General features: G+C 32.7%; 15 protein-coding genes. 11 read left to right on the forward strand and 4 right to left on the reverse strand.

Going from position 1 to position 13,780, the window contains the following annotated elements:
• Nucleotides 1-90: 90 nt before the first annotated feature.
• The 3 genes from ACRD7B_RS21775 to ACRD7B_RS21785 form a co-directional block, all read right to left on the reverse strand.
• On the reverse strand, nucleotides 91-468 hold the full coding sequence (locus ACRD7B_RS21775) for a DUF2200 domain-containing protein (RefSeq protein ID WP_430826781.1): 378 nt from the start codon (nucleotides 466-468) through the stop codon (nucleotides 91-93).
• 210 nt (nucleotides 469-678) lie between these two features.
• Complete coding sequence (locus tag ACRD7B_RS21780) at nucleotides 679-1,893, reverse strand: serine hydrolase domain-containing protein (RefSeq protein ID WP_430826782.1); 1,215 nt, start codon at nucleotides 1,891-1,893, stop codon at nucleotides 679-681.
• A gap of 655 nt (nucleotides 1,894-2,548) precedes the next feature.
• Nucleotides 2,549-3,262 (reverse strand): alpha/beta hydrolase, encoded by a 714-nt coding sequence (locus tag ACRD7B_RS21785; RefSeq protein ID WP_489685656.1) that lies wholly within the window; start codon nucleotides 3,260-3,262, stop codon nucleotides 2,549-2,551.
• Between the two features lie 288 nt (nucleotides 3,263-3,550).
• Here ACRD7B_RS21785 and ACRD7B_RS21790 point away from each other — a divergent pair, with 288 nt between their 5' ends.
• The 6 genes from ACRD7B_RS21790 (at nucleotide 3,551) to ACRD7B_RS21815 (ending at nucleotide 6,783) form a co-directional block, all read left to right on the forward strand.
• On the forward strand, nucleotides 3,551-4,198 hold the full coding sequence (locus ACRD7B_RS21790; protein WP_430826784.1) for a DUF3987 domain-containing protein: 648 nt from the start codon (nucleotides 3,551-3,553) through the stop codon (nucleotides 4,196-4,198).
• Nucleotides 4,199-4,204: 6 nt separating this feature from the next.
• Entirely contained in the window at nucleotides 4,205-4,726 is a 522-nt protein-coding gene (locus ACRD7B_RS21795) for a hypothetical protein (RefSeq protein ID WP_430826785.1), read from the forward strand.
• Between the two features lie 252 nt (nucleotides 4,727-4,978).
• On the forward strand, nucleotides 4,979-5,689 hold the full coding sequence (locus tag ACRD7B_RS21800) for a DUF6371 domain-containing protein (protein ID WP_430826795.1): 711 nt from the start codon (nucleotides 4,979-4,981) through the stop codon (nucleotides 5,687-5,689).
• Nucleotides 5,652-5,861, forward strand: a complete 210-nt coding sequence (locus tag ACRD7B_RS21805) for a hypothetical protein (protein ID WP_430826786.1) — start codon at nucleotides 5,652-5,654, stop codon at nucleotides 5,859-5,861. The genes ACRD7B_RS21800 and ACRD7B_RS21805 overlap by 38 nt, the downstream gene beginning before the upstream one ends.
• A gap of 221 nt (nucleotides 5,862-6,082) precedes the next feature.
• Nucleotides 6,083-6,376 carry a helix-turn-helix domain-containing protein gene (locus ACRD7B_RS21810; RefSeq protein ID WP_430826787.1) on the forward strand — a complete coding sequence of 98 codons (294 nt, stop codon included), beginning with the start codon at nucleotides 6,083-6,085 and terminating at the stop codon, nucleotides 6,374-6,376.
• A 20-nt stretch (nucleotides 6,377-6,396) separates the two neighbouring features.
• Nucleotides 6,397-6,783, forward strand: coding sequence for a hypothetical protein (locus tag ACRD7B_RS21815; RefSeq protein WP_430826788.1), 387 nt, complete (start codon nucleotides 6,397-6,399; stop codon nucleotides 6,781-6,783).
• A gap of 434 nt (nucleotides 6,784-7,217) precedes the next feature.
• On the opposite strand, the gene ACRD7B_RS21820 is transcribed toward ACRD7B_RS21815, so the two are convergent.
• Nucleotides 7,218-7,577: a hypothetical protein gene (locus ACRD7B_RS21820; protein ID WP_430826789.1), complete on the reverse strand. Its 360-nt coding sequence runs from the start codon at nucleotides 7,575-7,577 to the stop codon at nucleotides 7,218-7,220.
• Between the two features lie 90 nt (nucleotides 7,578-7,667).
• Between ACRD7B_RS21820 and ACRD7B_RS21825 the strand changes: the two genes are divergently transcribed.
• From ACRD7B_RS21825 to ACRD7B_RS21845, 5 genes are all read left to right on the forward strand, one after another.
• Nucleotides 7,668-9,110: a tyrosine-type recombinase/integrase gene (locus ACRD7B_RS21825; protein WP_430826790.1), complete on the forward strand. Its 1,443-nt coding sequence runs from the start codon at nucleotides 7,668-7,670 to the stop codon at nucleotides 9,108-9,110.
• A 136-nt stretch (nucleotides 9,111-9,246) separates the two neighbouring features.
• Nucleotides 9,247-9,834 carry a hypothetical protein gene (locus ACRD7B_RS21830; RefSeq protein WP_430826791.1) on the forward strand — a complete coding sequence of 196 codons (588 nt, stop codon included), beginning with the start codon at nucleotides 9,247-9,249 and terminating at the stop codon, nucleotides 9,832-9,834.
• A gap of 14 nt (nucleotides 9,835-9,848) precedes the next feature.
• The gene (locus ACRD7B_RS21835) at nucleotides 9,849-10,712 is read left to right on the forward strand and encodes a hypothetical protein (protein WP_430826792.1); all 864 of its coding nucleotides are present in this window, start codon (nucleotides 9,849-9,851) and stop codon (nucleotides 10,710-10,712) included.
• Nucleotides 10,709-11,590 (forward strand): hypothetical protein, encoded by an 882-nt coding sequence (locus ACRD7B_RS21840; protein WP_430826793.1) that lies wholly within the window; start codon nucleotides 10,709-10,711, stop codon nucleotides 11,588-11,590. Before ACRD7B_RS21835 ends, ACRD7B_RS21840 begins: the two co-directional genes overlap by 4 nt.
• A gap of 219 nt (nucleotides 11,591-11,809) precedes the next feature.
• Nucleotides 11,810-13,555: a DUF262 domain-containing protein gene (locus ACRD7B_RS21845; protein ID WP_430826794.1), complete on the forward strand. Its 1,746-nt coding sequence runs from the start codon at nucleotides 11,810-11,812 to the stop codon at nucleotides 13,553-13,555.
• Nucleotides 13,556-13,780 lie beyond the last annotated feature (225 nt).

A 13,780-nucleotide genomic window follows, 5' to 3' on the forward strand; every position in this document is an offset into this window, starting at 1 on the left:
TGATAAATCATTTTGCTAATTACAATGGTTAATGCCGATACAAAAGCACAGATTGATTTTTTTATCAATCGTTTTGGTTTGTAAACGGTATTACTTCTTTTCCTCACGTAAAATTTTCTCCATCTTACGACCCTTCGCTAATTCATCAATCAACTTTTCCAAACGTCTGCATTGTTTATACACTTCAAATTCATCTTCTATTTCTTCAATTCGATAACCACAAACAACTCCTTTAATCATGTGTGCATTGGCATGTATTTTTGCTTTTTCAAAGAAGGTTTTAAATGTTACTTTCTCTTTAATAAGTGTTTGTAATTGATCTTCATGAAAACCAGTGAACCATTCTATTACTTGGTGGAACTCTTTTTTTGTTCTACCATGCTTTTCCAATCTATTCCAGTAAAGGGGGTAAATAGAAGCAAAAACCATATTAGCAACCTGTTCGTTTTTTTTAGCTGTCACTTTCATTGCATACTGTTTTAACTGATTCGATATTTTATTGCATTACAAGTATAACAATAGGCGCGCTAAGTAGTTTTATGGGTACAAAATTAGCTTATCTTACCTCAAGCTATGAATGTCATAGGGTGATAAAAAATTCAAATCAATTCCGATGCGTTCTCTTTTGCAAATTTTAGCATTATATACCAAATACACTATAATTATAGATGTGTTGCGTTAATTCACAGTAAATAAGTCAATGTCAGGATATTTAGTAATTCCCCCAAGCTTTTCAGGAATCAGTTTTATCATATCAATTAAATGTTCAATTATGGCTTCATATTTCACTTCTTCCGTTCCCTTAACCGTAGGTAATGTATTACAAGTTATTGCAAGACATATATTTTCATTTGTCTTAATCCAAATTGCAGAAGTTCCCCACGTACATTGACCGCTATGGCGCCAACCTGATTTTGTAACTTTCATTCCCATTGCGTATCGACTTTTAATTCCATCAGGAGTTGAAGTCATTAACTTAATAGTTTCTGACTTTAGAATATCCTTTCTATTATCCAATCCATCAATTGCTAATATTAACTTTATCATATCAATTGGAGTTGAAATCCAGCCGCCACTAGAAATCATTGGCTGGAAATTAAAAGAATAAGACATTGGAACAATTTTAGAAGTATCAAATGCAAAAGGCAATGTTTCTTGATTGTAATCATAATATATTACTTCATTTTCCTCTCTTTCTTCCAATGTGGATTTAGCTGGCAAAGTATTATAAGCTCCAATAGGATGTAGAATATTAGTGATAATGTAATCAGTATGGTTTTGTTGAGTTAATTCACTAATAATTTCACCTAAAAACAAATAGTTGAAATCGGAGTATCTGTAATCTTTTGATGGTGAGAATTCAAGTTTCTGTGATAAGATATATCTTGCATTTTCATTTATACCGGCTGGAATTGGTGAGTGTAATGCATAAGCGGCATAATTCTCTCCAATTATGTCAATTTCAGGCCAGCCAATAGTTTGCTGAAGTAAGTTTTTTACAGTAATATCATATACTCTTTTATCTGCAATTTCAGAATAAGTATCTCCATTTAATAGTCCATTCCGACCAAAAACTCTATCATTCAAATCAAGCTTGCCTTCCTCAACAAGTTTCATAATCCCAATTGCAGTAATGGTTTTTCCACAACTAGCCGTTCGAAATTTACTTTCAGGAGTCACCGGGATTTTATTTAAAGTATCCGCGTAACCAAATCCATTTGCATAAACTAATCTTCCATCTTTAGCCATTGCCACAGATAAACCAGGGATTTTCCATTTGTTTTTGAAACTGGTCATTGCCTTATTAATGATACTATCGCGAAACACGGTTTCTTGTGAAATACAGTTGAGCTGTGTTATTATTAAAAGGAGTCCAAAAACAATTATCTTCATATTCTCTTGTTTCTAGTGGCACACAAGTGTTCGAATAAGCCTAGTGCAAAAATCCAAGGCAGGTCTCTATCGAACCGCTACGGTGTTTGATAAAAGGTTAAAAGTCAAATTTTGTACATCAGCTCACAATACGCATATAATGTGTGCCTTGAATGGTAAATATATAAAGTTCCTTTGTGTAATGAAAGTCCGGCTAGAGAAAGTCTCTTATGCACATGGTTGATAACCAGAAATAAAAGGCAAGTATCAACAATGGTATTCGATAAGAGTTGGAAGGAGCTCAAACAAAAGCTGAAAACTATTACTCGTAAAACCACACCGATGAGTTTAGATGACCCATGCACTGAAGTAAGCCAACGAGCAAAAGTTTGAACTTACGAACAGGAGCTAATAAGAGCTGAACAATAACCTGTTCGAAATATGAATAGGAAGTTTTATAATGAATCTAGCCTATTAATAAATTAGAACATAGCTGCTAAGGTGAAAAAGCGCTTAATATTGATGATTAATGAAGCGCTGTATGTGCTTGGGGGGCTCTGGAAGAGATTTGAATGAAAAGGACGAGCGTGGCTTCTCACTACGGACGGTGGTGTGAGAGCAAAATTGATAGGCTATTGGCCTATCGACAGTCTGCTCTATTGTACACCATTTTTTGTTAATTTTCTATCCATTTAAGCACATATTCCATCATCTCATCCATTTTGTTAATATCTAATTTTTGTTCATTAAACCAATGGTCACAATTCGGATATACTTTATATGTCAAATTTGTTTTATTCCTTCTAATAAATTCTAAATTCACATAATCTAAACCTGAAATTGGAGAATTTTCATCATTACCACTTGCGATTATTAATATTGGGATATCAAGTTGTTTCATATTTTCAAGTGGGATATCATTGCAAAAACTTGCCCAATATTTGTAAGTATGCCCTAACCAAAATTTATTTATTTTATTCGGATTATTATAAATATCCTTAAATGTTAAATTTAGGCTATCAATTTTATTTTGTGCTTGTTCAGCGGATATTATTTCTTTTTGTGCTTTTAACCTTTCTGCTGAAATAAAATCATAAAATTGATTTAGTCCACCACCTACTATATTCACGATTTTAGTAATTTTTGAATTTCCTAAAGCAAGTTTAGCAACTACCTGTCCTCCTTCTGAATATCCAACTGCTATGATTTTATTTTCCTTAATTTTTAATTCTTTTGATAAAAAATCAATGATTTTTGAAGTTGCATTCACTCTCCATGCTAAACTTATCTGTTCGGTATATTCTTTTGATGGTTTGTATTTTTGGGTATAATGTTCAGCGATTAATATGAAGGTGTCTTGGTGGAGTAGGGATAAGTATCTAAATCGGATTTACCAAAGAATTCTCTTTGGGAAGGATTAGTCGTGAGGTAATGACTTCCCATAAATTTAATATTTCATCTTCTCTTCAAGTATAACGATGCACCTGAAAAAAGGTAAAAAAAAACACGCATTTCTTATTGCTAAGAAATGCGTGTTAAATCGCGTGTAAGCTTTGTAAATCATTGATTATAAAGCAATACTGCGGAGAGAGAACGTATTTCACATTTCCCTATTGAAGTATTTCCAACCTTCATACAAGATGGAATTTTGGAGATGTATGAAAATGGCTCTTATAACATGGATTACTTTGCAGGAGGAATGCTTTCTTCGCTAGCTTCTTCAATAGGCAATAAGTACCATGTTAGAAAAGATATCACCTGGAGTGAAAATTCTTCTCTCTGGATTGTTATGATTGGTTGGTCAGGCCAAAATAAAAGTGCACCTCAAAAATTAGCATATCATTCAATTAGTGAGAAGCAGTCTCAATTTGAAATTGACTATTCTAATGCAGTTGCCAATTATGACCCTGATGATGGTGAACCAAAACCATTAAGAAAGAAACTTTCCACAAAAGAGTCAACGTTTGAGTCTCTTTTGAAGATGCTTAATGATAATCCGCATGGGATATCTATTGTTCCAGATGAGTTCAAGACATTTGTGGATGGTTTAGTGGGATATAACGGAGCTTCTCGAAGAAGTAGTTACCTATCAATTTGGGATGGAGATTCACTTTCATTAGACCGTAAAGAAGCTGAAAGCGCCTTTATTGAAAGGCCGTGTGTGAATATCATTGGAGGAATTCAGGATGATGTCATTGCATCATTAAAATCGAAAGATACAAAAGATGGTTTTTTTGAAAGAATGCTTTTTGTTATTCCGCAAAAGATGGAGAAGAGATATGTTACTGATGAGCCTATAAACAAGCATTTAATATCAATATTCTAGAATAAAATGAAAGGGTTTCTGGAGGAAATGTTAAACGGTGATTTGTACAACTCTGTTCCACTTTCTAAAAATACCAATATACGCTTTAATAAGGAGCGAAACAGTCATGTTGAACCTTCCAATAAAGACCGTAATATATCGGGTATATTATCAAAGCTTGATAGGTATATGTTGCGTTTATCGCTTATAATTGAGATTACCGATTGTTATTTTAACACTCAAGCGATCAGTGAAGTGTCGCTTGAAAGTATGGAGAAGGCCATTTTGCTTAAAGATTACTTCTATAAGAATGCTCTGCAAATAAATGAAATTATGGAGCAGTCATATGAAACAAATACGCCAAATGGCAAGGTGTATTCCATCCTAAAAGCAATCGATAAAGAGACCTTTACAAGTAAAGAGTTTATTCAAAAGGCAAAGGAGTTGCATCGTATTGGACGATCCAGGAGTTATGAGTTGCTATCAATGAGTAAACTAACGCAGGAGTTAGGTAAAGGCCAATATCGAAGTAAAGTTGATTGTGAGTAACGGAATAGATGGAAAAGTGGATAAAGTGAGTAAATCAATTACTTACAAGTGGATGGGCACTGGACTGCATGTGGACAAACCGGACAAGAGTGGACGTTTAATGTTCTGTAGCTCACGATCTTTCCATTTTTCCACTAATTCCAGCTTAATACGTATGATATGAGAGATTATAGATATTTATTAGAAAAATATGTAAGTAGGAAGTCAAGATATTTCTGCCCTGAATGTTATCAAAGGACTTTTACGCGATAAATAGATAATCAAACCAAACAGCACTTGGCTGATTATGTAGGTAAATGCAATAGGGAGGTAAAATGCGCTTATCATTTTACCCCTAAAACGTATTTTGAACGAACTGGCATCAGACCTGAGAATGATGATTTTTATCCAAGGCCAAAACAAGCGGTCAAAAAAGAGAAACCATCAACGATTGATCCACATTATTTACAGGCTACTTTAAAACATTATGACTACAATGATTTTGCAGTGGGGTTATATAACTATTTTCCTAAAGAAAAGGTGAATAGTATCCTTCAAAAATATTTTGTTGGCACGGCCAAAGGACGAAAAACAATCTTTTGGCAGGTGAATAGAGGAGGTGATGTTAGAACAGGTAAAATAATGTGTTACAATTCTGAAACACTAGAAAGATCCTCTTTTATCACCTGGGTTCATAAGCAATTTGAAAAGTTCAATTTAGCGCAGTTGTATTTCGGAGCTCACCTGCTTGCTGATTCAAAAACACCTGTTGCAATAGCCGAAGGTGAAAAAAATGCAATACTTGATGCGCTTTATTTTCCACAATACAACTGGTTGGCAGTTGGGGGGCAGAATATGCTCAATGTCCAAAAGCTAAATGCGCTTCGGCAATACGATGTGACCTTGTTTCCTGATAAAGGTAAAGCGTTTAAAAAAATGGGCAGATATGGCTCGTCAGGCCAGTTACAATGTGAAAGTAAATGATACACTTGAAAAAACGCCTTTGGAGGAAGGAGATGATATTGCTGACCTAATTATTGAAATTAAAAAGCAGGAGAAGATAAACAGCCCTGGAGGAATCCTTGCGCAGATGCAAGATAGAAATCCAAACCTTAGATTATTGATTGATAAATTTGATCTTGAAATAACTGCATGAAATTTGGGATGACATCCCATAGACTAGAGAATGCTTTCGCTTTAAAGTCAGTGCTGTTAAATATCATTTAGAATGATCGCTTTGCACAAATTCGGGTGTTATGGAAAACACCTGGATTTGGCAATTAATAACCTTAGTTGTTATTCATTTTGCTCGCCTCTTCCTTAAAATATTATACTAAATCTTTTGCAACTAACTATGAGATGAATATATTTAGGTATATGAATAAAGGAAAACTACATAAGGCTGATGACCTTTTAAATGAACGTTATGGTAAGGTCGGAACAAAGAGTCGTAAAATTTTTGATAATGATTGTGCTAGGGTTATTCTAGGTAATAAGATAGCAGTATCGCGACATCAGTTAGGTATTTCGCAAAATAGGCTTGCAGAAATGGCTGATATAGGCGCAAGTACTGTTTCCCGAATAGAGGTTGGTGATGACGTTAAATTATCAAGTTTGGTAAAAGTTTTACATGAGCTTGGAATGAATATAAGTTTAGAAAGAGATTGTTGAAAGTTGGATAGTAAACGTTTATGATGACTAATGATGAAAAAGTAATCAATCACTATGTTCAGTTTGAGAGAGAAGGAAATACTCGCTGGCGTTTATGGGGGTATTCGATAAAGCTTGGGCAATTCTCTCAAGAGAGTCCAGGTTCTTGTGACTTTTGTAAAGAAAGAGCCATTGTGTTTTATAAGAATACATGCCATTGTGGCTTACATGATGGTTTCGATTTTTTTATAGATCATTTCGGGCTAAATTCAACTTGGGCTCCTGACAATGGGGATTATGCTTTCTATTGCTGTGTAAACTGTATTGATCAACTATCTAAGTTGATTCAGAAAGAAGATAAGGCCTTGCTTAATCATGAGTTATTAACTAAGGTTATTTGTGAGATGAAACAACGACACAAAAATTAAGAAAAAAAGTGTATTTTTTTTATAGTGATGTCGTAATGTATTCTTAAACTTATGCATGTAGTGTAAGACAATTAAATATCCATAAACGGCCTTTTTGCTAGATTATAAGGTTTGTGAATTTTCATATTTAAAAACAGGAATAGTAAATTCTTTTTTTTAACCCATCTAATAAGTATAATTTATCACTTCTTGCTTGGTATTTTAGCTAATATTATGTTTCTTTATCAGTATTATTATTCATTCTATACTTAGTCATTTCATTGATGTATTATGAAATAAGATCAATCGTAAATTAAGGATTGACGGCTGGGAGTTGAAGAATTATTTAGATTGTTCTGGTCGAAATATTGTGACTCAGGAGGCGAAGCTATTGGTAATATACGCTAATAAAACCGTTTCGAAAGTTGTGCGCAAAGTTATCGCATACTGGATATTTATGACATGTAATCCTGTTTTTGAACAATAACAACTTTGCCAGACTCAATTGCTGGTGTATATCCATAATCGTAACAAAAATAATATAAGTTGCCACCTTTGCTTTTCCATGAATGTGTTAAATGCTTAAAGTCCATGCCAAGTTTTAGTAAGAATTCTTTTCTCACAGTTGCTTTTCCTTGAGGGCATGCTGTTTTAAGAGCACTTCGATTGGTTCTAAGCTGTTTATTAATATTTCGAATATAAGTTTCTGCAGAAGTTAATGATTGATTGTGGTAGGCGCTTTTGCATAGAGGATTGCAAAATTTTTTATCGACTCGGCCGGTCAATAATTCCTTACAGTATAAACAAGTATTCATATTATTCAATTTAATTAAACGCATAGTTTCGTTTCTATTCGTTTACAAGACTGATAATGTATCGTTTTTTCACGAACTTGTCAATAAAAAATGAAAAAGCGTACGGTTATATATTTAAACCATCGCAAAAGCAAGCAAGGCGATAGATGTATTTTGTTTTTTAAGCAAAATCCTGATATATTAAAGCGAATTCAGCAGAATGGATGGATTCGATGGAGCTCTGATTTTAATGCGTTTACTGCTCCTTCTAACGAAAAAACGATTGGTCATCTAATTGATGTATTTGATGACATTGCCGAGGTAAACAGCACATACTATCATGCCAAATTAAAAGAGAATACCGAACAGGTTGTTATAGGTGACACCTATTATTTTAAAGGTATCCTAGAAAAGAAAGACAAGCTTGGTTCCATAACTTTAGTGCCTCACAAAAATGACAATGAAAGATTAATTGTTGTAAGCTTTAAAGCCAATAAAAACATTTATGAAGTTTTAAGTAATTGCCAATGGTTGCATTGGCACAAAGAGCTCAGAGCCTATACCTTGTTACCCAATAGAACTACGGTGATTCGGTTTCTTGAAGAGGTTACCAATCATTTGAGAATAAAGCTGCACAACGAGTTATCGATTGTTGATTATCGAATATTACAATTATTATTTGAGCAAGCCTATCAAAAAAGTCTCTATTTTAAAAGTTGCCCTATAGAGTTTATAAAGTTTATGCAACTGAAAGCTTATAGTTATAATACAATAAATACCTACTATTACTATGTACTTCGTTTATTAAATTGTTACCGACAAAACAGCTTAACTCAAATCAATGCATTTAATGCAGATGAGATTAATGATTACCATCAGAAAATGATAGGTGAAAAAAACTTCTCAAAACAAACGATTAATCAAAGTGTTAATGCCATAAAGCTTTATTATAAAGGCTATTTAAAAAGAGAAGTGTCACTTGAGGAAGTTGTTCGCCCGAGGACAGGCAAAGTTTTACCCAAGGTATGGAGTCAGGAAGAAATTAAACGTATTTTAGACTGTATTGATAACATCAAACATAAGACAATATTGGCGATAATATATGGCAGTGGGCTTCGCATTGGAGAACTATTAAAATTACGCATCGAAGATATTGATTCGAAACGAATGCGGATGCGAATATTGGGTGCTAAGGGTAAAAAAGATCGTTATACCATTATTGGTAACTATACTCTGGATTTGCTCCGGCAGTATTATAAAAAATACAAACCAAATAAATTACTTTTTGAAGGTCAGTTTGGAGGTCATTATTCAACAACCAGCATAAGCCGAATATTATATCATGCCATAAAGAAAAGTGGTGTAAGCAAACGGGGTGGAGTACACTCGTTACGCCATAGTTTTGCTACACACTTATTAGAGTCAGGTACTGATCTTCGATATATTCAAGAGCTATTAGGACATAATTCATGTACAACAACTGAAATTTACACCTATGTTAGTAATAAACATATTGAGCAAATTAAAAGTCCTATTGACAAGTTTCTGGCTTAAAAAAACTATTTTAACACTTAAATTAACGAATGACAAATAGGATATATTGGCAATATACATGCCGATACAGACTAGTTGGCGTTCATTATAAAACCTGTTACCCGAATGAGATATTAATACATGAACTGAATTTTATATGGATACATTTTTGAAAATATTGTCGACATCGGCTTTGACTGGACTTGTTGCTTCCATTCTTACAATTTGGTTTACACGTAAAAACCTAAAGACTTCTAAATATATTGATACAATTACAAGCGAAAGGATAAAATGGATACAAGTTGTTCGGACAGATTTAACGGAATTAGTTTCATCTTTACTTATTCATCTTAAAAACACCGAATATTTAGTGGATATGATAAATGAAAAGGAACGACAGGATTATACAAATTATGTGGTAAGTAGAGAGCCCGATTCATATTCGGACGAGGAATTACAAGGTTATTCAGAACTTCAAAGAAATATTGAAAGCACAGAAAATGCATTAAAAAATGTTTTGACTAGAAGTGGTATTGTAAATAAAGCTACTCTTTTAAAGTTGCGTTTTAATCCAGTAGAGGATATTGATATTATAAATCAACTTAATAAAGTCATTGAAAGTTTTGCCGATTATTCAAAAAAGACCAGTGAAATTGATTTTGATATATCCCAATTGACAGATAAATCACAAGAAGTTTTAAAAAGGGAATGGGATAAGGTTAAAAATGAAGTGAATAAAAAGTAAAATAATTTATTGCGATGAGAAATATACGAAACATATTAATCGCTTTAATAATAGTTGGATTTGTTTCCTGCTTAGGAATAAAATCAACTAAAAAGACTGATTATATCGGAAATTTTCAAGAGAAGCAATATGACTTCTTTGAATCATTCCGGCATAACCAACTTGCAGACTATTACTATGATTTGCCGTTTGAGTTGAAATTTGGTGGAATTAGACCATTCCCGTTTGACTCTATTGGAAATAAAGATTATTCTTGGTTGAGAGAACCTGAGAACTTGAAAATAGCTTTTAATGCATTCTCAACAATAGGTCTTGATAAGTTCGTATCAAAGGCCAAGTATTTTGAGAAAAATAATGCATGGTGCTGTGATACTGAATGGGAAAATAAATCATTAAACGAAATCGTTGCTGGTTTTATTAATTCTGACACAACTTCAAATGGACTTGATTACTATTCAAAGTTTTGGCAAAGACGGAGATTAGAAAACAATTTGACCATAACCTATGAAATATTCGTTCAGATTGATAAGTTTTATAATCAAAATAAACAAGCCATGGTTTATAATTATGCAGATTCTGCTCTAATTAGACTACTTGAATTTGACACAAAGTTAATTCATTCGGATTCTGTAGAATATAAAGCAATCGCAATTGAATATTTTAGTTTTTTAAAATCGACTGGACTGGATTATTCAGCTTATAAACTGATTTTCAATAATCGACGACTTGACATTGAGAAAGAATTGAAAGATAGCTTGATTATGACAATGAAGTATGACACTTTATCAATTGAAAATTGGGAGAATTTAAACGACAATAGAAACGGTTGGATAACGAGTGATTATTATCCTGACCCAAAGAGACATTATGGACCTTGAAAAATAACGAAACGCCAACACGCGGTATAAAAAATTGCCGGGACAGTAGGTTATTCATGGGTTGTAGTCCGCTTCAACTTATGTGTAACTTGACAGGAAATCGCCCGCAATCGGCAACTTTTCATACCGCCACCGTTGTAGCCAATTTTGAAAAAAAACCGACCATGTGGTTATTTAAGTCTGAAATTAAAATATCAGAGAACTTTGGTGCTAAATACATAGATTCTTTAATAGAACTTATTGAAACTCATTTTGAGATTGAATTAGTTAATAAGAAAATTGTTGAACCGGAATTAATATTCATTGATTATAAAATTGATAAAAAGAACATATCCTTTATGTCAGAAGGGATGGTTGGCACAAGTATAATTGGAAGAAGAAGAGATGTAAAAACAATAATAACACTTCTTGAAAATGAATACTCGAAATTTTTGGAAAGCGGTGTTAATCAGGAAAGAATTATTAAGTCGTATGAAGTTATAAAAAAAGTGAGACAGAATCTTAATTATAAAGATGTAAAAGAAATTAAATCAATCCTTAAGGATGCAGTACAAATAATTTACTCTCAGATTAATGTTGATTTTAAATCACTATTTGGACAAGAATTGATTTTAAATGACTCTCAGATTTATGTTGATGACGAAACATATAGACAAAGTGCCACAGGATTAATCTTAGATTTAAGCCTTTCAGACTGTAATAATTTTAAAATTCATGTTGAATGCTTAATTGACCAAGCAAAAATTTTGATAAAAATTAAGAATAAGAACGAAGTTTCTGACTATAAAGAAATTGTAAATCGCATCGAACAAGTTCAAAATGCAGAGGGATTAAGTGAATTAAAAGAAATAAAAACTGGCTACAACACGCTAGTATAAAGCATGTAGCATTTGTAGGTTTGAGGAATCGTAGTTCGCTAAATTAACACCGCCAAATCTTTGATTTGGCTTTGAAAATGAAAAGGTAAAAACAAATAAAAGATTTGGCTCAGTGAAGTTTTGGAAAGTTTTGTTCGTTAAATTGCCACACGCTTCATCTAGCCAACCGTTGGCGTTCATTGAAGAGAACCTCCGTACATTAAAGGTAAATATTATAATATGGATTTTTACAGAAAAACAACTTTAGGATTATTTGATAGCTCACAGAAATCATTTACAATACCAGTATATCAAAGAGCATATTCTTGGGAGAAACCACAATGGAAAACGTTTCTAAATGATTTGATAGAACAAATTGAAGGAGGAAACAATTACTTTTATGGCAACCTTCTGCTTGAGACAATAAAGAAAGATGTAAAGTATGAAATCATTGATGGACAACAAAGAATAACAACTCTGACAATATTTATACGTTCCATATTAAATGTTTTAGCAACACGAAAAACAGAAAGTGAATTAAAGGATTTTGACTTTTTAACAAAAGAGACGATTTTCTTGAAAAACGGTGGAAACATTAAATTACGTCCTGTTGAATATGACAGAGCATGTTATGATGCGTTAATCGTTGATAACAAGGATAAATATGAAGTTAGCACACAATCTCAGGAAAGAATTAAGGAGGCAAAAGGCTATTTTATAACAGAGCTTTCAAAACTGCCTACTGAAAAGATATTAAACATTCTCGAAAAAATTGAAGGAACCGATTTGACTGTTATTGAACTAGCAGGAAAGAAAGATTCAGCATTAATGTTTGAGCTTGAAAATAATAGAGGTAAAGATTTGACAAACATGGAAAAGATAAAGTCTTATTTCATGTATCAAATGTATGTTTACAGCGAGCCTGAAGAAACTGAATCAAATATTGAAAATGTATCTAATATTTTCAAACTGATTTATTTACTTATCAATGACTATAAACGCTTAAATGAGGATAGTGTCTTAATTTATCACAATAATGCCTATATAAAAGGGTATAACTATAGGACTTTAAATGACATAAAAGAGGTATTTAAGGCATCTGAAAATAAAGTTGAATGGATTAAAAATTACATTTCAGAGCTTCATACTTCATTTTCAAATATGAAGAAATATGAGCAATCAGATGATGATTATTCTGCAAAATTATTTGAATTAAAAGCTCCTGCATTTATTTATCCATTTATCATCAAAGGATATAAACATTTCGGAGATGATACGAAAAAATTGAATACTTTATTTCGAGTATTGGAAATTCTAACATTTAGAGCCAAGCTTATTAATAGCCGTGCCAATATTCAAGAACGTTTAAATTCAATTTTATTATCATTTAATGGAGATTTACCATCATTAATTACTGCAATTAAGAACAAGTTGAATGAATCATGGTATTGGGGAGATTCTAATGTTAAAAACTATTTAAACGGTGGAATGTATGGAAACGGTGTGTTAAACTATCTACTTTGGCAATACGAAAACTCCATTCAAAATAAAGGTTATAACATAAAGAAGTTCTCATTAGAAAACGAACAGATAGAACATATTTCACCAAGAACGCCCAAAGAGGGAGAAGAGCTCACTGGCGGATATGATGTGAATGAAGAAAATGAATATTCCGAAGAGTTTGTATCAAACAAATTGAATTCATTGGGGAATTTAATGTTAATTTCAGGGTCACATAATGCATCGATTGGAAATAAGGCGTTTAAAGAGAAATTAGAATCATATAAAAAGAATCCATTACTAAATCAGCAAGCGGAGATAAAAGATTATGCTGAATTTGAAAATGATAACCCAATTTGGAAAACTTCATCAATTGATAGAAGACATGTTGATATTGTAAACTTTGCAAGAAAAAAGTGGAGTTTTGACTCAATTGATGTAAAATACTTAATTCCAACATTAGAAGAATATTTGGAAAATAATTAACAACGAAACGCCAACAATGTGTATAGTGCATAAGGGTTTCAGAGGTTTTCGAGCGGTAACATCCGCATCAATTTTGGGTGGTAACTTGATAGGTTTGAAGCCCGCAATCCCTTACGACACCATACACTCAACGTTAATAGCCTATTTTAAGTTCATAATTTTAGAAAGCAGGTTTTCAGAAGAACGCCAAAAACAATTAGCAATATGACTTAGCCATTTTTCCTG

The organism is Carboxylicivirga fragile (genome assembly GCF_050589805.1).
In the GTDB taxonomy this organism is placed as follows: Bacteria; Bacteroidota; Bacteroidia; order Bacteroidales; family Marinilabiliaceae; genus Carboxylicivirga; species Carboxylicivirga fragile.